The sequence below is a fragment of the Flavobacterium sp. UBA7680 genome, assembly GCF_002482975.1.
In the GTDB taxonomy this organism is placed as follows: domain Bacteria; phylum Bacteroidota; class Bacteroidia; order Flavobacteriales; family Flavobacteriaceae; genus Flavobacterium.
Genome location: NZ_DLHA01000045.1, coordinates 55,416 through 79,820 on the forward strand (window position 1 = coordinate 55,416; position 24,405 = coordinate 79,820).

26 protein-coding genes are annotated in these 24,405 nt (G+C 33.3%); 11 read left to right on the top strand and 15 right to left on the bottom strand.

All coding sequences use genetic code 11. From position 1 onward, the window contains the following. Nucleotides 1–21 precede the first annotated feature (21 nt). Both B3C18_RS19455 and B3C18_RS19460 read left to right on the top strand, forming a co-directional pair. Complete coding sequence (locus B3C18_RS19455; protein ID WP_291150488.1) at nt 22–417, top strand: DUF1090 family protein; 396 nt, start codon at nt 22–24, stop codon at nt 415–417. Between the two features lie 537 nt (nt 418–954). Beyond that, nucleotides 955–1,221 carry a DUF3781 domain-containing protein gene (locus B3C18_RS19460; protein WP_291150490.1) on the top strand — a complete coding sequence of 89 codons (267 nt, stop codon included), beginning with the start codon at nt 955–957 and terminating at the stop codon, nt 1,219–1,221. Here the strand turns inward: B3C18_RS19460 and B3C18_RS19465 are convergent. Next, on the bottom strand, nt 1,216–2,022 hold the full coding sequence (locus tag B3C18_RS19465) for a hypothetical protein (protein ID WP_291150494.1): 807 nt from the start codon (nt 2,020–2,022) through the stop codon (nt 1,216–1,218). The genes B3C18_RS19460 and B3C18_RS19465 overlap by 6 nt on opposite strands. A 211-nt stretch (nt 2,023–2,233) precedes the next feature. On the opposite strand from B3C18_RS19465, the gene gcvP reads away from it, so the two are divergent. The 6 genes from gcvP to B3C18_RS19495 all read left to right on the top strand — a co-directional run bounded on the left by gcvP (nt 2,234) and on the right by B3C18_RS19495 (nt 9,835). Beyond that, complete coding sequence (gene gcvP / locus B3C18_RS19470; protein WP_291150497.1) at nt 2,234–5,083, top strand: aminomethyl-transferring glycine dehydrogenase; 2,850 nt, start codon at nt 2,234–2,236, stop codon at nt 5,081–5,083. Nucleotides 5,084–5,401: 318 nt separating this feature from the next. After that, the gene (locus tag B3C18_RS19475; protein WP_291150500.1) at nt 5,402–6,460 is read left to right on the top strand and encodes a 3-oxoacyl-ACP synthase III family protein; all 1,059 of its coding nucleotides are present in this window, start codon (nt 5,402–5,404) and stop codon (nt 6,458–6,460) included. A gap of 324 nt (nt 6,461–6,784) precedes the next feature. Next, complete coding sequence (locus tag B3C18_RS19480) at nt 6,785–7,312, top strand: methyltransferase (RefSeq protein WP_053470784.1); 528 nt, start codon at nt 6,785–6,787, stop codon at nt 7,310–7,312. An 86-nt stretch (nt 7,313–7,398) separates the two neighbouring features. Then, nucleotides 7,399–8,247 carry a glycosyltransferase gene (locus B3C18_RS19485; protein ID WP_291150504.1) on the top strand — a complete coding sequence of 283 codons (849 nt, stop codon included), beginning with the start codon at nt 7,399–7,401 and terminating at the stop codon, nt 8,245–8,247. A gap of 80 nt (nt 8,248–8,327) precedes the next feature. Beyond that, nucleotides 8,328–9,074, top strand: a complete 747-nt coding sequence (locus B3C18_RS19490; RefSeq protein ID WP_053470782.1) for an MlaE family ABC transporter permease — start codon at nt 8,328–8,330, stop codon at nt 9,072–9,074. Continuing rightward, a complete protein-coding gene (locus B3C18_RS19495) occupies nt 9,074–9,835 on the top strand; it encodes an ABC transporter ATP-binding protein (RefSeq protein WP_291150510.1) in 762 nt (253 codons plus the stop codon). Before B3C18_RS19490 ends, B3C18_RS19495 begins: the two co-directional genes overlap by 1 nt. Before the next feature lie 96 nt (nt 9,836–9,931). Here B3C18_RS19495 and B3C18_RS19500 read toward each other — a convergent pair whose 3' ends face one another. From B3C18_RS19500 to B3C18_RS19565, 14 genes are all read right to left on the bottom strand, one after another. Further along, nucleotides 9,932–10,522 (bottom strand): hypothetical protein, encoded by a 591-nt coding sequence (locus tag B3C18_RS19500; RefSeq protein WP_291150513.1) that lies wholly within the window; start codon nt 10,520–10,522, stop codon nt 9,932–9,934. Between the two features lie 210 nt (nt 10,523–10,732). Then, nucleotides 10,733–11,359 carry a hypothetical protein gene (locus B3C18_RS19505; protein WP_291150517.1) on the bottom strand — a complete coding sequence of 209 codons (627 nt, stop codon included), beginning with the start codon at nt 11,357–11,359 and terminating at the stop codon, nt 10,733–10,735. A gap of 210 nt (nt 11,360–11,569) precedes the next feature. Next, nucleotides 11,570–12,175: a SprT-like domain-containing protein gene (locus tag B3C18_RS19510; RefSeq protein WP_291150520.1), complete on the bottom strand. Its 606-nt coding sequence runs from the start codon at nt 12,173–12,175 to the stop codon at nt 11,570–11,572. A gap of 83 nt (nt 12,176–12,258) precedes the next feature. After that, complete coding sequence (locus tag B3C18_RS19515; RefSeq protein WP_291150523.1) at nt 12,259–12,936, bottom strand: SDR family NAD(P)-dependent oxidoreductase; 678 nt, start codon at nt 12,934–12,936, stop codon at nt 12,259–12,261. A gap of 35 nt (nt 12,937–12,971) precedes the next feature. Further along, complete coding sequence (locus B3C18_RS19520) at nt 12,972–13,943, bottom strand: M20/M25/M40 family metallo-hydrolase (protein WP_291150525.1); 972 nt, start codon at nt 13,941–13,943, stop codon at nt 12,972–12,974. Nucleotides 13,944–13,970: 27 nt separating this feature from the next. Next, entirely contained in the window at nt 13,971–14,627 is a 657-nt protein-coding gene (locus tag B3C18_RS19525) for a hypothetical protein (RefSeq protein ID WP_291150529.1), read from the bottom strand. A 2-nt stretch (nt 14,628–14,629) separates the two neighbouring features. After that, nucleotides 14,630–15,664 (bottom strand): D-alanine--D-alanine ligase, encoded by a 1,035-nt coding sequence (locus B3C18_RS19530; protein WP_291150532.1) that lies wholly within the window; start codon nt 15,662–15,664, stop codon nt 14,630–14,632. 11 nt (nt 15,665–15,675) lie between these two features. Next, nucleotides 15,676–16,386, bottom strand: coding sequence for an NRDE family protein (locus B3C18_RS19535; RefSeq protein WP_291150535.1), 711 nt, complete (start codon nt 16,384–16,386; stop codon nt 15,676–15,678). After that, complete coding sequence (locus B3C18_RS19540) at nt 16,374–16,862, bottom strand: DinB family protein (protein ID WP_291150538.1); 489 nt, start codon at nt 16,860–16,862, stop codon at nt 16,374–16,376. Before B3C18_RS19540 ends, B3C18_RS19535 begins: the two co-directional genes overlap by 13 nt. A gap of 5 nt (nt 16,863–16,867) precedes the next feature. Next, nucleotides 16,868–17,248 carry a DoxX family protein gene (locus B3C18_RS19545; RefSeq protein WP_291150540.1) on the bottom strand — a complete coding sequence of 127 codons (381 nt, stop codon included), beginning with the start codon at nt 17,246–17,248 and terminating at the stop codon, nt 16,868–16,870. Nucleotides 17,249–17,257: 9 nt separating this feature from the next. Beyond that, nucleotides 17,258–17,716, bottom strand: a complete 459-nt coding sequence (locus B3C18_RS19550; RefSeq protein ID WP_291150542.1) for a YHS domain-containing (seleno)protein — start codon at nt 17,714–17,716, stop codon at nt 17,258–17,260. 7 nt (nt 17,717–17,723) lie between these two features. After that, nucleotides 17,724–18,320, bottom strand: a complete 597-nt coding sequence (locus B3C18_RS19555) for a peroxiredoxin-like family protein (RefSeq protein WP_291150545.1) — start codon at nt 18,318–18,320, stop codon at nt 17,724–17,726. A gap of 91 nt (nt 18,321–18,411) precedes the next feature. Further along, nucleotides 18,412–19,089, bottom strand: a complete 678-nt coding sequence (locus B3C18_RS19560; RefSeq protein ID WP_291150548.1) for a Crp/Fnr family transcriptional regulator — start codon at nt 19,087–19,089, stop codon at nt 18,412–18,414. Between the two features lie 276 nt (nt 19,090–19,365). Further along, the gene (locus B3C18_RS19565) at nt 19,366–20,508 is read right to left on the bottom strand and encodes an acyl-CoA dehydrogenase (RefSeq protein ID WP_291150551.1); all 1,143 of its coding nucleotides are present in this window, start codon (nt 20,506–20,508) and stop codon (nt 19,366–19,368) included. Nucleotides 20,509–20,988: 480 nt separating this feature from the next. Here B3C18_RS19565 and B3C18_RS19570 point away from each other — a divergent pair, with 480 nt between their 5' ends. The 3 genes from B3C18_RS19570 to B3C18_RS19580 all read left to right on the top strand — a co-directional run bounded on the left by B3C18_RS19570 (nt 20,989) and on the right by B3C18_RS19580 (nt 24,298). Next, nucleotides 20,989–21,564, top strand: coding sequence for a chalcone isomerase family protein (locus B3C18_RS19570; protein ID WP_053470767.1), 576 nt, complete (start codon nt 20,989–20,991; stop codon nt 21,562–21,564). Nucleotides 21,565–21,706: 142 nt separating this feature from the next. Beyond that, nucleotides 21,707–22,933 (top strand): Glu/Leu/Phe/Val dehydrogenase dimerization domain-containing protein, encoded by a 1,227-nt coding sequence (locus B3C18_RS19575; RefSeq protein ID WP_256636121.1) that lies wholly within the window; start codon nt 21,707–21,709, stop codon nt 22,931–22,933. A 501-nt stretch (nt 22,934–23,434) separates the two neighbouring features. Further along, nucleotides 23,435–24,298 (top strand): energy transducer TonB, encoded by an 864-nt coding sequence (locus tag B3C18_RS19580; protein ID WP_291150564.1) that lies wholly within the window; start codon nt 23,435–23,437, stop codon nt 24,296–24,298. The last annotated feature ends 107 nt before the right edge of the window (nt 24,299–24,405 follow it).

Consider the following 24,405-nt stretch of genomic DNA (forward strand, 5'->3'; position numbering starts at 1 on the left):
AAATTAATCAAAAACATACTTATGAAATTAAAAACAATATTAACTGTACTTCTTTTTACTATTTCTTTTATTGGTTTTTCGCAAAGCAATTGTAAAACTTTAAAAGGCTGCGAACGTAAATTATGTGAGTTAAATACAAAATTAACTGCTGCTAAAAAAGCTGGAAATCAAAACCAGATTAAAGGAGTTGAAGATGCTATCGCGCAGACCAAGAAAAACTGTACCACAAAAACAGTCAATAAAGATCTGGACAAAAAGGTAAAAAAGAAACAGCAAAAAGTCAACGAAAGAACTGCCGATTTGAACGAAGCTATTAAAGACAAAGAAAGCAAAGAAAAAATCGACAAAAAAAGAAAAAAACTTGATGAAGCTAAAGCTGATTTGAATAAAGCTTTGGCAGAACAAAAAGCGAAATAGATTACTCTAGAATTATTTCACGCAGATTTCGCAGATTTGAGCAGACTAAAAAGATAATTTCAATTGCCTCCAGCTTTAGCTAGGGGTAAAAATGAGCATCCAATCTGGGCTTTAGCCAAATGATAAAATTTGGCTAAAGCCTCCAATATTTGAGCATATCTCACCTCCAGCTAAAGCTGGAGGCAATTGAAAAATGAATTAAATCAAAATCTATTTTTCAAACTCTACAATTCAAACATAGCCCGCAGTTTCAACCGCGGGAAACGTTATGTAAAGAAAGCGCCCCAATGGTTGAAACGATTGGCAATATTCCTAAAGCATTATATTCCTAAATATTTTAAAATGAATTTTCTCGTTTTACAGTTTGCGTGAGGGATAGAAGCGGATAGCCCACAGCCTGACGAAGGAAGTGCGAGGACTTGGAGCGGATAGCCCGACCCGGAGGGACACGCCCAAATGCTGAAATTCATTTATACTGGAGAATATCTTATTTAATTATATTTGCGATTTAAATAAACAAGAAAATACATCTGATAAATGAATCTTTTCAAAATTAAAATACTGGAAAATATCTGCTATACTGAACTTGTTTATGGCAGAATAAATAAAAAGCTAAAAACAAACTTCACGAAATCTGAGATTGAAGAAATGATTTTTGCAGTTTTAGAAAAAACGGATGTAAAGTATTATCCGAAAATTGGGAAAAACTTTTATGTTTCCAATACAGAACACAATATTAAAATTACTGTAAATTCAAACACTTACAGAATTATTACAGTAGACAGAATTAATAAGAAATTATAAAAACGCAATCATTAACCACCAAAATATCGGTACACTTTCGACCCAAAAAGAAGTATAATATCGAGATCGGTTTGTATTAGCAAAAAAGATAAAAAACATTAAAGTCACAACCATAATGAGATTAATGATAAGATCGTGAACTGTAAAAGTTAAAATTCCTAAAACCCAAAACGGAACCAAAAGTAAAAACCCTAAAATCTTTGTTCTTTTTACGCCAATCGTCTGCGGAACGGTTTGCAAATGCGGATCATCATTAGCTAAATCCAGAATTTCGAAAACTAAAATCAGAACAAAAACCAATACAAAACGCTGGATACATTTTACAAAAAAGTTGGCTGTAAACTGAATTTCGGCATTTATATAGGGTAAAACCAAAGTCGCTCCTACCCAGCAAAGTGCTACAATATAAATTTTTACTCCTGCCCAGTTTCGGGCATTTTTTCTGTTTGGGAAAAACGGTAAAGTATAAAGCGCCGTTATGGCAAAAATTACTACGGAAATAATTTGGGTGATTCGCTTTAAATGGAAAAAATAGTAGCCGACTAAAATCACCGAAATGAAACTTAAAACAGCGATAATTTTTAATTGAATGCCAACCGGTTTTCTTTTCACCCGAACTAAAGCATCATATTTTACAAAATTATATCCTACAATTGTTCCAAAAAAAACAAACAATGCCATGGGTTCATCATACTGAATATGAAAGAAATGAAAAGTAATACGAACCAAAGCATAACACGATAAAGCCACGTGAATACTGCTGTTTAAATAAAAATCTAATATTTGTTTTAGAAGTTTCATGCCTCAAATCTAATCAATTGGTAACAAATCAACTCTTTAGTTATAAATTTGATAAAAATTGAAGTTAAAAATACCCATTAAATTATTAATAATACTTAATTTTGCGCCACAAAAAAACAACACATTTACTATAAAATGTAATAAACCTTGTGAAATCGTATAAAAACACTCGGCAAATTACTTTTGATCTTTAAAAAATAGACTGCTACAGATGAAAACAGATGCTTTTGCTTTAAGACACATTGGTCCAAGAGAAACAGATCTTCAACACATGTTACAAACCATTGGTGTTGACTCGATCGAACAACTTGTTTACGAAACCCTTCCGGACGATATTCGTTTAAAAGCGCCTTTGAATTTAGATCCTGCAATGACGGAATACGCATTTGCAAATCATATTCAGGAATTAGGAAAGAAAAATAAAGTATTCAAATCATATATTGGTTTGGGTTATCATCCAACCATCGTTCCGGCTCCAATTCAAAGAAATATCTTCGAAAACCCGGGATGGTATACAGCTTATACGCCTTATCAAGCAGAAATTGCTCAAGGTCGTTTGGAAGCTATCTTAAATTTCCAAACTACTGTTATCGAATTAACAGGAATGGAAATTGCAAACGCTTCTTTATTGGATGAAGGAACTGCTGCTGCAGAAGCTATGGCTTTATTATTTGATGTTCGTACAAGAGATCAAAAGAAAAACAACACACATAAATTCTTCGTTTCTGAAGAAATTTTACCTCAAACTTTATCTGTACTTCAAACACGTTCAACTCCAATTGGAATTGAATTAGTAGTTGGAAACCATGAAACATTTGATTTTTCAACTGAATTTTTTGGAGCTATTTTACAATACCCAGGAAAATATGGTCAGGTAAACGATTATAGCGCTTTTGTTGCTAAAGCAAAAGAAAATGAAATCAAAGTTGCCTTTGCTGCTGATATTTTATCATTAGCTGCTTTAACTTCTCCGGGAGAAATGGGAGCTGCGGTTGTGGTTGGAACTTCACAACGTTTTGGTGTACCAATGGGTTATGGCGGACCTCACGCTGCATTTTTTGCAACTAAAGACGAATACAAACGTTCAATGCCAGGTCGTATTATTGGAGTTTCTATTGATGTAAATGGAAACCGTGCTTTACGTATGGCTTTAGGAACTCGTGAGCAGCACATTAAACGTGAAAAAGCGACTTCTAACATCTGTACAGCTCAGGTTTTACTTGCGGTTATGGCAGGAATGTACGCGGTTTACCACGGACCAAAAGGATTACAATATATTGCAAACAAAGTGCACGCATCGGCGGTTACTACAGCTGAAGCTTTAAATAAATTAGGAGTTTTCCAAACTAACACAGCTTACTTTGACACTATTTTAGTAAAAGCAGACGCTCAAAAAGTAAAAACTGTTGCAGAGAAAAACGAAGTAAACTTCTTCTATCCTGATGCTGACTCTGTTTCGATTTCATTAAACGAAACAACTTCAATTGCTGACATCAACCAAATCGTTGCGATTTTTGCTGAGGCTTTAGGAAAAGAAACTTTCACTGTTTCTGAATTAACTGAAGCTAGCCAATTACCAGCTTCATTAGAAAGAACATCTTCTTTCTTAACGCATGATGTATTCAACAATCATCATTCAGAAAGTCAGATAATGCGTTACATCAAAAAATTAGAGCGTAAAGATTTATCATTGAATCACTCGATGATTTCATTAGGTTCTTGTACGATGAAATTAAACGCAGCTTCAGAAATGTTGCCTTTGTCAATGCCAAACTGGAACAGCATTCACCCGTTTGCACCAGTAGAGCAAGCTGAAGGTTATATTACAATGCTTAAAAAATTAGAGCAACAATTAAATGTAATTACTGGTTTTGCTGGAACAACATTACAACCAAACTCTGGAGCACAAGGAGAATATGCTGGTTTAATGGCGATTCGTGCTTACCATTTATCAAGAAACGAAAGTCACCGTAATGTATGTTTAATTCCATCATCGGCTCACGGAACAAATCCTGCTTCTGCAGCGATGGCTGGAATGAAAATTATCGTTACTAAAACTACTCCGGAAGGAAACATTGACGTAGAAGATTTAAGAGAAAAAGCGATTGAACATAAAGATGATTTATCTTGTTTAATGGTAACGTATCCATCTACTCATGGAGTTTTCGAATCTTCAATTATTGAAATCACAAAATTAATCCACGATAACGGCGGATTAGTATATATGGATGGTGCAAATATGAACGCGCAAGTTGGATTAACAAATCCCGCTACAATTGGCGCTGACGTTTGTCACTTGAACTTACACAAAACATTCGCTATTCCTCACGGTGGTGGTGGACCTGGAGTTGGACCAATTTGTGTGAACGAAAAATTAGTTCCATTCTTGCCAACAAACCCAATCTTAAAAGTAGGAGGCGAACAAGCTATTACAGCTATTTCATCTGCACCTTACGGATCTGCTTTAGTATGTTTAATTTCTTACGGTTACATCACTATGATGGGAGCTGAAGGATTAAAAAGCGCTACAGAACACGCTATTTTGAATGCAAACTACATGAAATCTCGTTTCGAAGGTCACTATCCAATTCTTTATACTGGAGAATGTGGAAGAGCGGCGCACGAAATGATTTTAGATTGTCGTTCATTTAAAGAAAACGGAATTGAAGTTGGTGATATCGCAAAACGTTTAATGGATTATGGTTTCCACGCTCCTACGGTTTCTTTCCCTGTAGCTGGAACTTTAATGATCGAACCAACAGAATCTGAAGATTTAGCAGAATTAGATCGTTTTTGTGATGCGCTTATCTCAATCAGAAAAGAGATTGAAGCTGCAACTGCCGATGATAAAAACAACGTATTGAAAAATGCACCGCATACATTGGCAATGTTAACTACAGATTCTTGGGATTTCCCTTATACTAGAGAAAAAGCAGCTTATCCGTTGGATTATATCGCTGACAATAAATTCTGGCCATCTGTTCGTCGTGTAGATGATGCATACGGTGACAGAAACTTAGTTTGCAGCTGTGCTCCTATCGAAGCTTACATGGAAAACTAAGAAATTATTTTTCTTATAAATATTCAAACCCGACAAGTTTTTAAAACCTGTCGGGTTTTGTTTTTGTTTCAAGTTTGAGGTTTCAAGTCTAAACAAAAACCTGAAACCTCAAACTTGAAACAAAAAAAACTTTTCACCACACTTTGACTTCAATCGTTTGAAATCTCGGAAAAATTAAAAAATCATTAGAAAATAACCATTATATCATTCAAAAAATAGTTATTTCATAATTATATGCATGCATAGTATTTTTTATGATAGTTATCATGTTTTTATTTATACTTTAGCAGGAAATTTATCGGATAATTAAGGGAAAAAATGAAAATAAAAATTATTGGCATTGGGAGTTACATTCCTAATTTAGAAGTAAAAAACACAGATTTTGACAAGCATATTTTTTTGAATGAAGATGGAACCCCTTTTGGTTACCCGAATGAAGTCGTAATAAAAAAATTTAAAGGTATTACCGGAATTGAAAACCGCCGTTATGCCGAACCTCAATATACCGCATCAGATTTAGCTTTTTTTGCTGCTGAAAAAGCAATTGCAAATGCAAAAATCGATGCCGAAACTTTAGACTACATTATTTTTGCCCATAACTTTGGCGATGTAAAAACCGGAACGCATCAAACTGATATTTTACCAAGTTTAGCGACTCGTGTTAAAAACAAATTAGGCATTAAAAATCCTAAATGTGTGGCTTACGATATTCTTTTTGGATGTCCGGGCTGGATTGAAGGTGTTCTTCAAGCAAACGCTTTTATCAAATCTGGAATGGCAAAAAGAGTTATGGTAATTGGTGCAGAAACACTTTCAAGAGTTGTTGACGATCACGATCGTGATTCGATGATTTATTCTGATGGAGCCGGAGTTTCTATTTTAGAAGCTTCTACTGATGAATCTGGTCTTTTATCTTATGAAAGTGCTACTTATGCTAATGATGAAGCAAATTATCTTTTCTTCGGAAAATCATATAATCCAGATTTAGATCCGGATATTAAATACATCAAAATGTACGGTCGTAAAATCTACGAATTTGCTTTAAGCAATGTTCCATTAGCAATGAAAAGCTGTTTGGATCAAAGTGGAATTGCCATCGACGATGTGAAAAAAATCCTGATTCATCAGGCAAATGAAAAAATGGACGAAGCGATTATCGAACGTTTCTACAAATTATACGACAAAACTGCTCCTAAAGATATTATGCCAATGAGTATTCATGATTTAGGAAACAGCAGTGTTGCAACCGTTCCAACTTTATACGATTTAATTCTACAAGGAAAAATTGAAAATCAAGAAATCAACAAAGGTGATGTTATCATTTTTGCTTCTGTAGGAGCCGGAATGAATATCAATGCTTTTGTTTATAGACATTAAATTTAAAGCTAAATAAATTAAGTTTTATTTTAAGCTGAAGCATATAATCTCGCAAAGACGCGAAGTCGCAAAGTTTATTAAACCATATAAGTGATATAAGTTCAATTAAGTGAAAACTTAAAATATCTTATATCACTTATATGGTTATTTTTTTGATCAAAACTTTGCGACTCCGCGTCTTTGCGAGAGATTCGTTTCATTTTTTATAATACTTTATAAATTGATTTCCTTCCAATTAAAAAACACAAAAAAGAAGATAACTTTGTATATTTGCGACCTAATTAAAATCAAGAACGATAGCTTGTTTCGTTCCTCGCAATAACTATGTACGAAAAAACGTTTCCGAATAAAAGATTCAAACTTACTTTAGAGTTTTTACAAAAGCACGTTAGCACATCAGAAACCATTTTTGATTTTGGCGTTCCAAATCCGTTTTCTAAAATAATGGAAGAAAATGGATATACTGTAAAAAATACAAAAGGCGAAGATTTAGACAACGATCAAACCGCTTTACAAACAGAAGATTATACTGTTTTTACAGCATTTGAAATTTTCGAACATTTACTAAATCCATACACGATTTTAGAAAATGTAAAATGCGATAAATTGCTAATTTCAATTCCGTTACGTTTATGGTTTTCTCCGGCATATCGCTCAAAAACTGATATGTGGGACAGACATTATCACGAATTTGAAGATTGGCAGTTAGACTGGCTTTTAGAAAAAACGGGATGGAAAATAACAGATCGTTTGCAATTTACACATCCGGTAAAAAAGTTTGGATTGAGACCCTTATTAAGATATTTCACTCCAAGATATTATCTTGTTGTTGCGGAGAAAGTTAAGAACTAAGATTGCAGATTAACGATTTTGGATTTCTGATTTTAGATAAAGTGAAAAATCTAAAATCTAAAATCAAAAATCTAAACTTTTTTTTAATGAAATATTACATCGTCATTCCCGCGCACAACGAGCAAGATTTAATTGGCCTGACTTTACAATCATTGGTTTCTCAGACTGTTTTACCATCAAAAGTTGTGGTTGTAAATGACAATTCTACTGATAAAACAGAAGAAGTTGTTTTGAGTTTTGCAAAGGAAAATCCGTTTATTTCTGTAGTAAACAAAACTTCAGATGCGATTCACCTTCCAGGAAGTAAAGTAATTCAGGCTTTTCAAAAAGGTTTTGAAACTTTGGATTCTGATTACGATATTATTGTAAAGATAGACGGCGATTTAATTTTTCCTTCTAATTATTTCGAAACTATAATTAAACATTTCGAATCCGATCCTAAAATCGGAATGGTGGGCGGATTTTGTTATATCGACAAAAACGGCGAATGGGTTCTTGAAAACCTAACCGATAAAGATCATATTCGCGGTGCTTTAAAAGCATATCGTGCGGCAACTTTTCAGCAAATTGGCGGTTTAAAACCTGCTATGGGCTGGGATACTGTAGATGAATTACTTTGTAAATATTACGATTGGAAAATTGTTACCGACGAATCTTTACATGTAAAGCATTTAAAGCCAACAGGCGCTAATTACAACAAAACAGCTCGTTATAAACAAGGCGAAGCTTTTTATACTTTAGGTTATGGTTTTTGGATCACGGCAATTGCTTCGGCAAAATTGGCGATGATGAAGAAAAAACCTTTCCTCTTTTTAGATTATATAAAAGGATTTTTGAAAGCTAAAAAAGCTAAAACTCCTTTATTAGTTACCTCTGAACAAGCTAAATTTATTAGAAATTACCGTTTACAAAAAATGAAACAAAAGCTTTTCTAGTTTTTTAAAACTTAAAAAACTGTAAAGTGAAACGGTAAACTGTAAACTAATCCTTAATTTAGCCAATATTTGTAAAACTTATGATGCTAATTCGTTATTTATCCCAAATAGGAAGATATTTTTTAATGCTTAAAGAAATTTTCAATAAACAGACCAAATGGCCTGTTATGAAAAATTTGATTTTTAAAGAAATTGATGATTTAATTATTGACTCTCTTGGAATCGTTTGCTTTATATCTTTTTTTATTGGAGGAGTTGTTGCCATTCAAACGGCTTTAAACTTAACTAATCCTTTAATCCCAAAATATTTAATTGGTTTTGCTACACGTCAATCTGTAATTCTGGAGTTTGCCCCTACTTTTATTTCGGTAATTATGGCCGGGAAAATGGGATCTTACATTACCTCAAGTATCGGGACAATGCGTGTTACAGAGCAAATTGATGCTTTAGAAGTTATGGGGGTTAATTCCTTAAACTATCTTGTTTTCCCTAAAATAGTAGCTTTATTAATGTACCCTTTTGTAATTGGGATTAGTATGTTTTTGGGAATTTTTGGCGGATGGCTTGCTTGTGCATACGGCGGATTTTCGACTAGTCAGGATTTTATTCAGGGTGCTCAAATGGAATTTATTCCGTTTCACATTACATATGCCTTCATTAAAACTTTAATTTTTGCAATGTTATTAGCTACAATTCCATCTTTTCACGGATATTACATGAAAGGTGGAGCATTAGAAGTGGGTAAAGCAAGTACGGTGTCATTTGTTTGGACATCTGTTTGTATTATTCTTTTTAATTATATATTAACTCAATTATTATTAGGATAATGATCGAAGTAAAAAACATAGAAAAATCATTTGGGGACAGCCGAGTTTTAAAAGGTGTTTCGACAGTTTTTGAAACTGGAAAAACCAACTTGATCATTGGACAAAGTGGATCTGGAAAAACTGTTTTATTAAAAACTTTACTAGGAATTCATACTCCAGATTCAGGAACTATTGAATTTGACGGAAGAGTTTATTCTGAATTAGAACCAGACGAAAAAAGAGAATTAAGAACTGAAATTGGAATGGTATTTCAAGGCAGCGCATTGTTTGACTCAATGACTGTTGAAGAAAATGTTGCTTTTCCTTTAAAAATGTTCACAAACGATAATAAAGCAAAAATCAAAGAACGTGTTGATTTTGTTTTAGAAAGAGTAAACTTGGTTGAGGCACATAAAAAACTTCCTTCTGAGATCTCTGGAGGTATGCAAAAACGTGTGGCGATTGCCCGTGCGATTGTAAATAATCCAAAATATTTGTTTTGTGATGAACCAAACTCTGGTCTTGACCCAAATACCTCAACTTTGATTGATAATTTGATTCAGGAAATTACAAAAGAATACAATATCACAACTGTAATTAATACGCACGATATGAACTCTGTAATGGAAATTGGAGAGAATATCGTTTTCCTTAAAAAAGGTGTAAAAGCGTGGCAGGGAACTAAGGAAGAAATATTTGTAACAGATAATAAAGACATTGTAAAATTTGTATACTCTTCAAACTTATTTAAAAAAGTACGTGAAGCTTATTTGAAAGGCTAGAAGTTTTTTAAATTCCAATATATTAAATTCCAAATTCCAATTTTATTAAGATTGGAATTTGGAATTTTTTTATTGAGATTTTAGTTCTGATGTGATTTAATATTCTTTTGGCAATCCAAATCCAATTACCAGTCCTGCTCCCACAAAACTATTCTTAGATATGCTGCCAAACAGCTTAAGTCCAATGCTGGGAGTTAATGCATTAAATATTAAACTAGATCTTTTCTTAGGTGCAAACCACTTAAAGTTAGCTTCGAATGGCACACCGACAAATCTTTTATATTGATAATAATAATTATCATCAGAATCTTTGAAAGACAGCTTTAAATTATTAGAACTTATTCCGGCAGAAACACTATAAGAATGATTTCTGGTCAGCCATCTTTTTCCATATAAAATGGCATATTCATCATTGTCTTCTACACTTGAGAAAGCAAAAACACTATCTTGTTTTACATATCCCGATTCATGCGAATACCGTAAAGTAAAAAGATGTTTCTTATATTGATAATTTAATTCGCCTCCGCCAGCAAGACCAAAATGTTTCATTCCGACAAAACCTCCAAAAGCCTCACCGTAAATAATGGGATTTGATTTGGGTTTTAATTCTGAATCATTGGTTTCTTGCGCATAAATTGAATTGGAAAGTATTAGAACAAAAATAATCTTAAGTAGTTTTTTTACCATAATCAATTGAATATCTAATTTATAAAGATGAAATAATTTTCTAAATATTAAACAAATAATATACCATTTAAGAAATTTCAACAAAATAAGAAATTTTCAATAAAAAATTCCAAATTCCAATCAAACGAGAAATCTCAATACAAAAATTCCAAATTCCAATCTTTGTAAAACTGGAATTTGGAATTCTTTATTTATTGGTATTTCCTGTTTCTAATATTTTTTGCTTAAGCCAAAACCAACTGTTACTCCTGCGCCAATAAAAGTATATTTTCCAAAATTTCCAAAAAGCTTAACACCAACACTTGGAATTATGGCATTATAGATTAGTCTAGATTTCTTTTTTGAATAAAACCATTTGTAATTAGCTTCAAAAGGTACACCATAATAACTTATCGATTTAGCAGAAAAAACCTTTTCAGATTCAAATTCTTCAGGATCAACCGATTCTATTAGTTTTTTCATTTCTAAATTATTACGGCTCACACCAACCGAAACGCTATAAGAATGATTTGAACTCAGCCAGCGTTTTCCATATAAAAAAGCATATTCTTTATTATCTTCTGACTTATAATATCTCGGCATTATAATATAATTATCTGATCTTTCAGAATATCCTACTGCATTTGTAAATCTAAAAGTAAAAAGATTTTTTCCGGTTTGATAATTCAATTCCAAACCACCAGAAATACCGACACTCTGACCAATTGTAGGCCCTCCAAAACCTTCAAAATAAATTATTGGATTTGATGATCTTAATTCCGAATCATTAGTTTGTTGTGCCTTTGCCGAACATACAAATAGTAGAACAAAAACAATCTTAAGTAGTTTTTTTACCATAATTAGTTGAATATCTTTTTATAAAAATGAAATAATTTTCTAAATATAAAGCAAATAACATACCGTTTAAGAGATTTTAGCAAAATAAGAAATCTTCAATAAAAAAAATCCAAATTTCAATCAAACAGAAAATCTCAATAAAAACAAATTCCAAATCCCAATCTTAGTAAAATTGGAATTTGGAATTTAATATGTTGGAATTTTTATATTCTAATGATTACCCGGCAGAAGTTCAACTTCAGCATTTGGATTAAAAAGATAGGTCTTTCCTGAACTTATTTCGAGACATTCAAAACGTTTGGTTCTAACCGCTATTTTCTTGAATATTTTGCCGTTTTTGATTCGGAAGACACTTCCATATGGAATTTCAAAAACATAGTTCTTATCACTCTCTTTATCGTATTGTTTTAATGCCAAAGATAAAGTGGTATCTGTATCGCTACTTGCCGAAGGATTTTTAAAATGACGTGCCAATAAAGGCAGCAAATGACTTGGAAATATTTCTGGTCGAATAAACGGAATCATTAAACGCTGAAAAGAATATTTCCATTCATTTCCGTGAGGTTTAATATTTCTTCCAAATTTTTCGAAAGCAACTAAATGGGAAATCTCATGAATAAGCGTAATTAAAAATCGGTACTTATTTAAACTCGCATTAACCGTAATTTCATGTTTACCGCTCGGCCCTCTCCTATAATCGCCATGACGCGTCTGACGCTCATTTACGATTTTAAGATGAACCTGATTGGCTACAATCAAATCAAAAACAGGCTTTACTGCGTGCTCCGGAATATATTTAGCTAATGTATCGCTCAAGTTAATTATTAATTATTAGTTATGAATTATAAGTTTCCTTCGATTGGAATTTGGAATTTGGAATTTGAAAATTGGAATTTGAATTACGGATTTGTAGATGAAACTTCGAGTACTTTTCCATTAAAATATTTATTTCCGTTAAGAGTAAAATCATAAATATAATTCGCCATTCCTTCTGCAGAAATTGGAGCCTGATAACCCGGGAAAGCTTCATTCAGCATTTCGGTTTGAACCGAACCCAAAGCTAAAACATTAAACGAAATACCTTTCTCTTTATATTCTTCTGCCAATAATTCGGTTAAAGTAATTACTGCGCCTTTACTTGAACTGTAAGCTGCTAATCCTGCAAATTTTAAACTTCCACGTACGCCGCCAATTGAGCTTATGGTTACAACGTGGCTTCCTTTTTGTAAAAATGGCAAACAAACTCTGGTAAGATTCGCTACAGCAAAAACATTTACTTTATAAATACTTTCAAAATCAGCTTGTGTGGTTTCTGCAAAAGGCTTTAATAGTAAAGCTCCAGCATTATGAACTACAGCATCGACTTTTTTCCAGGTTGAAGAAAGAAAACTTTCTACTTCCTGCAAAGCTGTTTCATTGGCTAAATCAATTGATAAGCAGGTTACGTTTTGATGTTCTAAAAGTGTTTTTGGAATTTTTCTTGAAATCGCTAAAACCTGATTTCCGGCATTGGCAAACTGCAATGCTAATTCATATCCAATTCCTCTACTCGTTCCGGTAACAATAATATTTTTCATGCAGCAAAAATAAGCAAAACCAAAATAATGAACTGTTATTTATTCATTGTAATTTCTTCAGTTGGAGTTGTTGCAATTTTAGTTACTGCTGGTAAAAACTCCTGAATAAAAGCCGTCATGTGCGGAATATCCATTACTTTGAATTCATCTGAAACGTGGTGATAAAAATCGAAATTTTCAAAATCAAAAGTACTTATTGATTGGCACGGTTTCCCGAAAGCTTCAAAAAACGAATAATTATCAGATCTGTAAAACAATTTATATTCAGCTTCTTTTGGTAAAAAACCAATTGTCTTTTTTCCGGTATATTCATTTATTTTTTCAGCCATATTCGATTTATCAAAACCTGTAATGTAGGCCAGATAATCACGTTTCATGGGAACGCCAATCATTTCGATATTTAATTGAGTATATAAATTAAAGTTTTTTGCTTTCAGTTTTGGAGCCATACTTTTTGATCCCAAAAGACCTTTTTCTTCTCCGGCAAAAAACACAAAAAGAATACTTCTTTTATTGGAATGGGTTTTACTGAAATATTTTGCCAATTGCGCCACAGCAGTTACGCCCGAAGCATCATCATTGGCACCATTAAAAATTTGGTCAGCTTGTTTCTTTTTTTCAATTCCGATATGATCGTAGTGTGCACTTAAAACAACATATTCGTTTTTAAGAGCCGGATCTGTTCCTTCTAAAACACCAACAATATTAAAAGCCGGAGATTTAAAATTAGTCAACGTATCTCGATAAGAAGCGAAATATGGTTTTACATTATTCTTTTTAAAAAAATCTTCTAAAAAAACTGCTGCTTTTTCTATTCCTTTTGTTCCCGTTTCACGTCCTTCTAATTCATCCGAAGAAAGGTATTTTAAAAAATCCGAAACATCAGATTCTTCTACTTTATAAGTTATTTCAGTTGATTCTGATTTGGATTCTTTTTCACTTACAACTGGTGAGCTCGTTTTACAGGCAATAAAAACAAATGGAAGAAGAAAGTATAGTTTTTTCATAAACGAAAGTTTGATGCACTTTAGCTTTTAAACTTCTAAAGCTGCTGATTTAAAATATTTTTTATACACTTTAAATACCTGAATACTTCCCAGAATTATGAAAAATACTGGAATAAAAACCGGCATTATGTACTTTGAAAACTGATTTGTTTTTTGAAAAAAAGTCTGCAAAATTACAATCAAACTAAACATCCCTAAAAAAACACCAATCAAAGTTCCTGCAATATAATAATATTTTAACTTTCTTTCGATGGTAATGTACTTTCCGTTAAGCAAATATAGATTCCAGCTCGCCCAAAAAGGAAGCTGTAAAAAATTAAAACAGTTTAAAATAATCCCAATTACAAACGGAGAATAGATTAAATAGTTCTGTAAAATTCCGTTTGATTTTGTTTCCTGATTAAAATTGAAATAAAAAGCAAAGGCCAGAACAAACATGAATCCTACTGCAAAAAAATCAATGATCTTCATTAATTTTTTATTGTTCATGAGTTGTTTAGCAAAAAGCAGCGTGAAATAAATGACAAAAGTTTCAACTACAATAACTCCGAATAAAAAGAAAACTAAATCATGAAGTCCTGATTTGGTATAAATTTCTAATCCAACAAGATTTAAATATCCTAACGGAATTGATCCCAGAAAACTCACGAGAAATCCAACTAAGGTATTTTTTAAACTTTTCATTTTTAAAAATTCATGATTTTATTGTTTTGCGCCAAATGCAATTTGTACTCGCGCATTCCCACTTTGTAATCTAAATACGGAACTCCCATTTTATGGTTTTCAACACTTATTTCATACATATACGTAATATGTCTTGCCAGTTCTTTCCAGGCAAACCATACGGAATGTTTAGGATCGTAAATATGTGTAGGCTCGCTCGCGGCTCCATTAAGTTCTACAATTTGAAAATTTTCTCCTCGTTCTAATTCCTCAAAAGTGTTGTACATGATATCAAAACGTCCGAAATAAAATCCCGGAATTTGAGTTGCAATTTCATCAATTGTCTTTGTCAATTTTGGTGTAATCCAATCGCTGCCGTCAAGAAATTTTGCGCCTCGGGCATGATTGCCAAACGGAACTAAATTTAATGTTTCGTCTTTAGGCAAAATTCGCTGCAGTTCTTCTCCATATTCTTCTTTTAAAACCTCAAACTGCAGTTCAAATCTGGGCGTTTGTTTGATTAAATCTTCAATTGTAGATTTTCCGTCTCCGGTTACAATCAAAAATTCTTTAGAAACAATTCCTGTAATTTTTCCGTTTTTTTGAAGCGGACGGCGTACGTAAAAAATGCCGACTTCTTTTTCAAACGGAATAAGATCCTGCAGTAAAAAATCAAAATTTGCTTTACTCGCATAATCAGTCAATTCAGAAACAGTTTTTATTTTTTTTACTCCAGAACCGCGCAAACCAATATCTGGTTTTGCGATTAATGGAAAATAGATTTGTTTTTCGACCAATAGATTGACAATGTCTTTTAAATCAGATTTCTCCCGAATTAAAACTGTTTTGGGATAATGATTTTTAGGCAGTAAATCATAAATCTGTTTTTTGCTTTCCATAATAAAACCGCCATTTTTAATTTTAGGATTGGAGGCATTAAAGAAGAAAATAGATCTTGCTTTGACAGCATAATACGCCCAAAGAAAATAAATAGGAAAGTACAAAACCTGAAAGGGCCAATATTCCCAATTGGTTACTTTGTGAAAAAATAGTTTCATAGGTTTACATTTTAAATTCGAATAAAAGAGGTTGAAAAATCTTCTGTTTTTATTAAATCGTAATATTTCATTGCACCTTTATTTTGTTCTGTCACCACTTGCGTTACACTTAAGGTTTTCATCATATTTTCTCTGTTAATGATTAAACCGTTTTGCGCATCATCGCTGTGTGTATTTTTATGAAAATCGAGCATATCTGAAGCCGAGATTTCATTTTTATCTTTTACAAAATCGAAGAACCAATTAGCTCTTTCTTTTCTAACTTCTTCAGGATATAAAGTAACCGATGACCAAATATAGTTTTGAGTTTCATCTAGCTTTGTTGTTCTTTTACTGAAACCATCCCAAATCAATTCATACAAAACTTTTTCCTGATACAAAACCAGCGTAAAGGGTTCAATATTATCGAGATCAATTTGTTTCCAAAAATCCTTTGGCGAATCCTTTTCGATAATATCCAGAACAATTAATCCGCGGCTTTTTCTATAGGGAAGTACGGGAATGTGTTTTGTAATACCTCCATTTAATAAAACCAACACAGTTCCGTTTTCATCCATTGCAAACCAGGTTCCTCCCGCTTTTGAATCTTTTGGATACATTATATTTTTGCCGTTGTGACAGTAATTTCTGGGCACAACAGCACCGGGACGAATTACTTTTTCGTCCCGGTTTGAAGTAATAATGACAACTCCTTTATTGTTTATAAAACTTACTGTACACATTGTTTTCTATATTCGATAGTCGAGCGCGCTACGCCAAAATTTTCATCTACTAAAATATTTTCAAATTGCAGTACTGCCACTTTTATTAAAGCCTGATGATGCACGCAATGTTCCAGATTATAAAGCAATTCTCTGTAATAATTACTTTGAATTCTCATGTCAAGTCCGTCAATAAACTGCTCCAGAAACATTATTTTATTCTCGCTTTTCAAACTTTCTTTAATTTCGGTAATGCATTGTTTTGCAAACTCGGTTTCGGTTTGAATTCTGATATTTCTTTCGCGGTTATCATAATTTATAATTCCCGATTCATAGCCATTTTGAAGACATTGAAACATTTCGAGAATATGTCTTGTGTGTTCGCCAATAGTGGCATTGCTTAAAGCCTGACAGGATTTTGAATAATCTTTATCCGATAATTGATTTAATAAATCCGTTAACTCATCTAAACTGCGGCGTATTGATTTTAGTAACATAACTTTTAATTTAGAAGATTAAACAATTTGTTTTTATTGAAATAAAGCAAACCTAAACTGCATAATAATGTAATAACGGCCAAAGCAAAAAGTAATCCGCCGTCGTTTTGAACCTCAATTCCTAAAACAAATAAGTGTGACAAAATAGCTCCAATCATAATTCCGGCTGCGCCAAAAGCACCAAGCCAGGTTGTTCTCGGTATTAAAATCAAAATTGCAGCAATTAATTCGGCAATTGCAGAACCAATTCTTCCGTAAGGTTCTACGCCTAAAGTCGAGAAAATATAAACACTTTCTTCTGCCCCGCTGAATTTAAAAAACAAGGTTTGCAATAAAATTACTGAAGCCGTTATTCTCAAAATCCATATTAAAATTTCCTTTTTCATGGCTTCGGGTTATTTGTATATTTTTTTCCAGTTGTTATCGGCCTTAACTTTTAACTCTGCTTCGTCTGGATTCCAGCTTTTCAGCGTATTATTAAAATAAGCATTGTAGAACAGATAAAGTTTTCCATCACTAATTTTAAAAGTCTCCGGATTAATTTCTACTTTTTTGCCTGCACTTCCCATTGCATACGCGCACCATCCGCCATATTGAGGTTCATATTTTGATGGATTTTTTAAGAATGCATTTTTATTTTCAATTGAAGAAAAATTATAAGTCACTCCCTGATACGAAGTCGAAATTTCTTTTTTCCCTTTAACTGCTTTTCCCTGATTAAAATAGCCAACCGGATCATAACCCTGAATCCCTACTTTATTTTCTAAATTATACTGGCTTACTCTTTTGGCATCATTTTGAGCAAACGAACTGCCTGAAACTAAAATCAATAACAATAATACTATCTTTTTCATCTTTGTTTTATTTAAGGTTTTTTAATACTGACACTAATAATTCTGTGGAAATGCGCTGTTTAATATCTGGCGAGATATATTCAAAAAGTATATCGGCCTCAGTATTAACAACAAAAACAGAAGGAACAGGCAGTAAACTGGTATTGATTCCTTTAGAATGTACGTTAATTACTGATTTGTAGTTTTCCGGAACCTGATAAGCAATTCCTACAGCTTTTATCAATTCTCCTTTTGAATCAGAAAGTAAGGTGTATTTTACTTTGTCATTTTCTTCTGTGATTTTTAAATTTTCTGGAGAATCTGGACTTACGGCTATAATTTGATAACCTAGGTCGATGATTTGTTTTTCGGCTCCAGCCAATGCCTGCAAATGTAAATTGCAATACGGGCACCAGCCGCCGCGATAAAAAACTAGAACTGTTTTTTTCTTTTTAAGTAATTCTGAAAGGCTTACATCTGCATTTTCAACAGTTTTTAAAGTAAACTCCGGGATTTTTTCTCCTATTAATAAAGGAGCAATATCAAGCGCCGATTTAGGAATCTCGCTTTGCGCGTGAGCAGCCGAGGTTAGCGCTGCCACAAAAATTAAAAGCATTTTTTTCATAGTGTAGTGGTTTTACATCTTTTTGATGATGTAAAATTATTGTACTATGAAAAAGCAAAATGTCGGCTAATTTACACTTCGCTTAAAATAATTATAATTTGGTGATATCCTGAATGATAATTTCTTTTCTGTTATAACTTAACAGATGGTTTGTTTCCATTTCATTTAGTAATTGCGTAGCAGTCTGTCTTGAAGTACAGATGATTTGCGCGATATCATTTTGGGTTAAATAATTTTCAATTGCTACCGTGTTTCCGTTTCTAACACCTTCTTGTTCTGCCCAGTCTTTTAGGAATTGGTACAATCTGGTTTTGGCATCTTTAGAAATTAAATTGGCATAACTATTTTTAACGCGCTTCATTTTTAAACCAACAAATTTGGTATATGAAATGGCCAAGGTTGGATTTCGGAGTAATAAATCTTCAAAATCAGACATTAAAAAACTACAGATTACAACATCATCAGAAAGTACTTTTGCATATTCTTCGACTTTATTATCAGTTTCTAAAGTCAATTCGCCAAATAAATCTCCTTTTTGAATAATGTCTTTTATCGTTTCATTGCCATCATCATCAATGGCAACAATTTTTATATTCCCTTTTTTAAGTAAAAAGATACGTGGCACATCTGAAGAAGAAAAATAAATAATTTCTCCTTTTGATGCTTTTTTAAAACCGGTAATAATACACAATTGTTTGATTTGTGAATAGCTCAGCGTTCTAAACAATTTATGATCCCGCAAGTACCAGTATTTTAAATCTTCGTACATAAAAATTAAATCTGTTGGTGTAAATGTAATTAATTTAACAATTGCGTGATTATCTTTTTGATAAGTTTTAAGCACGCGGATTATACAGATTCGCTGCCGCGAAAACGCTGATAAAACGGATTTCTATTATTTTTGAAAATAAAAAATCCGCGTCAATCTGTGTCATCGCGGTAGCGAATCCGCGTCATCAGCGTTCAAATTATAGTTTAGCTGGACAACAAAAAACCCTTTCAAAGCAGAAAGCCTGAAAGGGTTTGAATATATTTAAAAGAAAAATTATCCAGCGATAACAGATCTTGAAATAACGATTTTTTGAATCTCTGAAGTTCCTTCGTAAATCTGAGTGATTTTTGCATCACGCATAAAACGTTCTACATGGTACTCTTTTACATAACCATTTCCTCCGTGAATCTGTACAGCTTCAACCGCAGTATCCATTGCAACTTGCGAAGCAAATAGTTTTGCCATTGCACCACTCACGTCATAATTTTTATGCTGGTCTTTATCCCAAGCCGCTTTCATACATAAATGACGAGCCGCTTCGATATTAACTGCCATATCTGCCAATTTAAAAGCAATTGCTTGGTGGTTGCAGATTTCTGTTCCAAAAGCTTTACGCTCTTTAGAATATTTTAAAGCCAGTTCATAAGCTCCAGAAGCAATTCCTAATGCCTGAGAAGCAATACCAATTCTACCTCCGGCAAGCGTTTTCATAGCAAATTTAAATCCGAAACCGTCTTCACCAATTCTATTTTCTTTTGGAACTTTTACATCACTAAACATTAAAGAGTGTGTATCAGAACCGCGAATTCCCATTTTTTGTTCTTTTGGACCAATAGAAAAACCTGGCATATCTTTCGTCATGATCAAAGCATTGATTCCTTTATGTTTCAATTCAGGATGCGTTTGCGCAATTACTAAATATACAGATGCTGTGTTTCCGTTTGTGATCCAGTTTTTTGTTCCGTTTACCAAATAATGGTCGCCCATATCAATCGCAGTTGTTTTTTGCGAAGTTGCATCACTTCCTGCTTCCGGCTCACTTAAACAGAACGCTCCGTGAATTTGACCTGAAGCCAATCCCGGTAAATATTTTTGTTTTTGTTCTTCTGTTCCAAACTCTTGTAATCCCCAGCAAACCAAAGAATTATTTACAGACATTACTACAGAAGCCGAAGCATCAACTTTAGAAATTTCTTCCATTGCAATAACATAAGAGATTGCATCAAGTCCGCTTCCGCCGTATTTTGGATCAACCATCATTCCCATGAACCCAAGTTCACCCATTTTTTTAACCTGCTCGGTTGGAAAAATTTGTTTCTCATCGCGTTCAATAACTCCGGGTAATAATTCATTTTGAGCAAAATCTCTTGCAGCTTGCTGAATCATTAAATGTTCTTCGGTAAGATTAAAATCCATAGTTTTATTTTATTGTTTTTCTAAACCAAATTTTAGAATTCAGTTTTCGTGGTTTTTTATTTGTTTTTTTTGAAAAGCCAATTTATGGTTAAAAGGCTTCCAAAGATAATTTTTAAATGCGGATTTTACAATGCATGCATATAAATTTAATAGATTAACAAGGATAACGATAACGTTTTCGTAATAATTTATCATTTACTTCAAACAGACTATAATTTTGCAGCGTTTTTTGTAAAATACAATATTAAAAAATGCGATTTAAAAACCTCAAAAAAGTAAATTTTAAGCCATTTTCTCCGTAGAAAAGATTAAACAATTGCTAAAGCGCGTAAATCTACGTAAAACTAGTCTTACTAATTTGATTACTAAACCGATAGAGTAAAAAAAATCAAAAACAACTAAAAAAAAACTTCCAAAAAAAGGCAATAATATTGATAAATTAACATTATTTTTGCCTTAAAATTAAATAATTGATAGAGCATGAAAAAGATTTTACTAGTACTTACACTCCTTTTAACTTTACAATTTTCAGCAGTTTCTGCCCAGACTCATTTAGAGGTAAATGGCGTTACTGTTCCTAGAAAAATAGATTATCAAAACAAAACTTTGCAGCTTAACGGAGCCGGCGGCAGATCTAAAATGTGGTTAGAAGTTTATGTGCAGGCCTTGTATTTATCGCAATTAAGTCAGGATCCAAAGTTTATTATTGACAGCGATACCGAAATGGCAATTCGAATTGAAATTACCTCATCTATGGTTTCTTCAAATAAATTAACCAAAGCGATGAATGTTGGTTTCGAAAAATCTGCAGGAAGCAATCTGGAGCAATTACGACCAAGAATCGAGCAATTCAAAACGTATTTAAGCGACGCAATTACAGAAAAAGATGTATTCGTTTTAGCTTACAATCCACTTGATCAAACTATCAATGTGTTTAAAAATGAAGTTTTGAAAGGAAAAGTTCAGGGATTTGATTTCAAAAAAGCATTATTCGGAATCTGGCTTTCTGATAAACCAGTTGACGAAACTTTGAAAAAACACTTATTAGGAATATAATCCTTAAAATTTTACATATTCAGAAAGCCGAAAACCGAATAGTTTTCGGCTTTTCTTTTTTGTTTAATAAATTTGATGCAAAATACATTATTCGCATTATTCTATTTCATACATTTACACAAAATAAACATATCACAACAAAATGAAAGATTTATTACAACAATTTGAAAATAAAGCACCTGAAATTGTTTTTAACTGGAAAGATTCTGAAACAGAAGCTGAAGGATGGACTGTAATTAATTCGCTGCGCGGAGGAGCTGCCGGCGGAGGAACAAGAATGAGAAAAGGCTTAGACATGAACGAAGTTTTGTCGCTTGCCAAAACAATGGAAGTTAAATTTTCTGTTTCGGGCCCGGCAATTGGCGGCGCTAAATCTGGAATAAATTTTGACCCAAATGACCCTCGCAAAAAAGGAGTTTTACAGCGTTGGTACAAAGCGGTTTCTCCATTATTAAAAAGTTACTACGGAACTGGAGGAGATTTAAATGTTGATGAAATTCACGAAGTAATTCCAATGACGGAGGAATGTGGTGTTTGGCACCCGCAGGAAGGTGTTTTCAACGGACATTTTAAACCTACGGAAGCGGATAAAATTAATAGAATTGGTCAATTACGTCAGGGTGTAATTAAGGTTATCGAAAACCCAAAATTCTCACCAGACGTTACAAGAAAATATACTGTTGCTGATATGATTACGGGTTATGGCGTTGCCGAAGCGGTTCGTCATTTCTACGCAACTTACGGCGGAGACATAAAAGGTAAAAAAGCTATCGTACAAGGATTTGGAAACGTTGGTTCTGCAGCGGCTTTTTATTTAGCTGAAATGGGCGCAAAAGTGATCGGAATTATTGATCGCGATGGCGGATTAATTAAAGAAGATGGTTTTTCTTTTGAAGAAATCAGAACGTTGTTTTTAAATAAAGACGGAAATAAATTAGTTGCCGATAATATGATTCCGTTTGAAGAAATCAATTCTAAAATCTGGACAATTGGTGCTGAAATTTTCACGCCTTGCGCTGCTTCAAGGCTGGTTACTCAAAACCAAATCGACAGCTTAATCGCAAACGGATTAGAGGTTATTTCTTGCGGCGCGAATGTTCCTTTTGCTGATAAAGAAATTTTCTTTGGTTCAATTATGGAAGAAGTAGATCATAAAGTTAGTTTAATCCCGGATTTTATTTCAAACTGCGGAATGGCAAGAGTTTTTGCTTATTTCATGGAGAAAAAAGTTCAAATGACAGATGAGGCTATTTTCAACGATACATCTGAAATTATAAAAAATGCAATTGTAAAAGCGCACGCTTTAAATTCATCAAAAACAAATATCAGCGCAACAGCATTCGAAATTGCATTGAAACAATTAGTATAATCTACTTTATACTTTATATATAAACGAGCCAGATTTCTATTTGGCTCGTTTTTTTTGGTTTTGCCACAGATTAAAAGGATTATTTGGATTCCTGCTTTGTGAACTTTGCCTTCAATTTAGCCCACAGATTTACACAAATTAAAACAGATAAAAACTTTGCGTTCCTTTGCGTAAAACCTTAGCGAACTTTGCGGTTAAAATCAAAATCCAGCTTTGAGAACTTTGCCTCCTATTCAGCCCACAGATTTACACAAATCTAAACAGATAAAACTTTGCGTTCTTTGCGTAAAACCTTAGCGAACTTTGCGGTTAAATTACGCACAGCTCTTTCAGTCTAAACAATTTTTAGTACTTTTAAACGTTTAAAAAACAAATAACAAATAAAGAATATTAATGAGCTCTTCATCAAGAATTATTAGCCGTATTGGATTCATTTTCTTTGGATTCCTTTTTGGATTTATCTTAAATTCCTCTCTTTCTGATAAGAAGAAATCTTTGATAATGTCCAGTATTATATGTGGTCTGATAATTTTGTTGATGTTTTTTATACGTTTTTGGCCTCCATACAATCCCGAAAATAACGTCGCACTTGCAGATGGCGGCGGTGGCGGTGGCGGCGTAACGGTAAATTTTGGCGACAGCGATTTAGGTTCGGGAGCCAATTATAAAAGTGAAGTTCTGGAGGTGAAAAATGAAGTAAAACAAGCTCCGGCAAAAGCTGTTGAAGAAGAAGCTATTATTTCTCAGGAAAATACAAAAGCCGATGAAACGGATGTTGTGATTCCTGTAAAAGAAAAACCTAAAAAACCTGTTCCGGTTGAGAAACCAATACAAAAACCTGTTCCCGAAAAACCAAAAGTTTCAAACTCTACAAACGATGCTTTATCTAGCATTTTAAAAGGTTCAAACAAAGGCGGTGATGGCGATGATAAAGCAGCTGGAAATAAAGGAAAACCGGGAGGAGATTTAAACTCTAAAGGTTATTACGGATCTGGCGGTTCTGGCGGAGGAACTGGAGGCGGTAACGGAACCGGAAATGGTATTGGCACAGGAAGCGGATACGGAGCCGGAAGCGGCGGAGGTTCTGGTGGGGGAACTGGATATTCTCTAGGAACAAGAAAAGCACTTTCTAAACCCGCACCGAAATATACTTGTAATGAAGAAGGAAAAGTTGTTGTTGAAATTAGCGTAGATCAAAACGGAAAAACGATTAGCGCAACACCTGGAATTAAAGGAACAACAAATACTGCAAAATGTTTATTAGACCAAGCTAGAATTGCAGCTATGAATACGAAATGGGAATCTGACAATGATGCTCCCTCTAAACAAGTTGGAAAGATTATTTATAATTTCAGTTTGAATTAAAACACGAATTTCACGGATTTTCAAGAAATCTATTATTATACAAAAAGGCTTTCTGATGATTTTCAGAAAGCCTTTTTTCGTCCAGTTTGTCATTTCGACCGAAGGGA

Bases quoted from the DNA above. Each gene is read 5' to 3' on its own strand.
- B3C18_RS19455 (WP_291150488.1), top strand. From the start codon at position 22: ATGAAATTAAAAACAATATTAACTGTACTTCTTTTTACTATTTCTTTT.
- B3C18_RS19460 (WP_291150490.1), top strand. From the start codon at position 955: ATGAATCTTTTCAAAATTAAAATACTGGAAAATATCTGCTATACTGAA.
- B3C18_RS19465 (WP_291150494.1), bottom strand. From the start codon at position 2,022: ATGAAACTTCTAAAACAAATATTAGATTTTTATTTAAACAGCAGTATT.
- gcvP (WP_291150497.1), top strand. From the start codon at position 2,234: ATGAAAACAGATGCTTTTGCTTTAAGACACATTGGTCCAAGAGAAACA.
- B3C18_RS19475 (WP_291150500.1), top strand. From the start codon at position 5,402: ATGAAAATAAAAATTATTGGCATTGGGAGTTACATTCCTAATTTAGAA.
- B3C18_RS19480 (WP_053470784.1), top strand. From the start codon at position 6,785: ATGTACGAAAAAACGTTTCCGAATAAAAGATTCAAACTTACTTTAGAG.
- B3C18_RS19485 (WP_291150504.1), top strand. From the start codon at position 7,399: ATGAAATATTACATCGTCATTCCCGCGCACAACGAGCAAGATTTAATT.
- B3C18_RS19490 (WP_053470782.1), top strand. From the start codon at position 8,328: ATGATGCTAATTCGTTATTTATCCCAAATAGGAAGATATTTTTTAATG.
- B3C18_RS19495 (WP_291150510.1), top strand. From the start codon at position 9,074: ATGATCGAAGTAAAAAACATAGAAAAATCATTTGGGGACAGCCGAGTT.
- B3C18_RS19500 (WP_291150513.1), bottom strand. From the start codon at position 10,522: ATGGTAAAAAAACTACTTAAGATTATTTTTGTTCTAATACTTTCCAAT.
- B3C18_RS19505 (WP_291150517.1), bottom strand. From the start codon at position 11,359: ATGGTAAAAAAACTACTTAAGATTGTTTTTGTTCTACTATTTGTATGT.
- B3C18_RS19515 (WP_291150523.1), bottom strand. From the start codon at position 12,936: ATGAAAAATATTATTGTTACCGGAACGAGTAGAGGAATTGGATATGAA.
- B3C18_RS19520 (WP_291150525.1), bottom strand. From the start codon at position 13,943: ATGAAAAAACTATACTTTCTTCTTCCATTTGTTTTTATTGCCTGTAAA.
- B3C18_RS19525 (WP_291150529.1), bottom strand. From the start codon at position 14,627: ATGAAAAGTTTAAAAAATACCTTAGTTGGATTTCTCGTGAGTTTTCTG.
- B3C18_RS19530 (WP_291150532.1), bottom strand. From the start codon at position 15,664: ATGAAACTATTTTTTCACAAAGTAACCAATTGGGAATATTGGCCCTTT.
- B3C18_RS19535 (WP_291150535.1), bottom strand. From the start codon at position 16,386: ATGTGTACAGTAAGTTTTATAAACAATAAAGGAGTTGTCATTATTACT.
- B3C18_RS19540 (WP_291150538.1), bottom strand. From the start codon at position 16,862: ATGTTACTAAAATCAATACGCCGCAGTTTAGATGAGTTAACGGATTTA.
- B3C18_RS19545 (WP_291150540.1), bottom strand. From the start codon at position 17,248: ATGAAAAAGGAAATTTTAATATGGATTTTGAGAATAACGGCTTCAGTA.
- B3C18_RS19550 (WP_291150542.1), bottom strand. From the start codon at position 17,716: ATGAAAAAGATAGTATTATTGTTATTGATTTTAGTTTCAGGCAGTTCG.
- B3C18_RS19555 (WP_291150545.1), bottom strand. From the start codon at position 18,320: ATGAAAAAAATGCTTTTAATTTTTGTGGCAGCGCTAACCTCGGCTGCT.
- B3C18_RS19560 (WP_291150548.1), bottom strand. From the start codon at position 19,089: ATGTACGAAGATTTAAAATACTGGTACTTGCGGGATCATAAATTGTTT.
- B3C18_RS19565 (WP_291150551.1), bottom strand. From the start codon at position 20,508: ATGGATTTTAATCTTACCGAAGAACATTTAATGATTCAGCAAGCTGCA.
- B3C18_RS19570 (WP_053470767.1), top strand. From the start codon at position 20,989: ATGAAAAAGATTTTACTAGTACTTACACTCCTTTTAACTTTACAATTT.
- B3C18_RS19575 (WP_256636121.1), top strand. From the start codon at position 21,707: ATGAAAGATTTATTACAACAATTTGAAAATAAAGCACCTGAAATTGTT.
- B3C18_RS19580 (WP_291150564.1), top strand. From the start codon at position 23,435: ATGTCCAGTATTATATGTGGTCTGATAATTTTGTTGATGTTTTTTATA.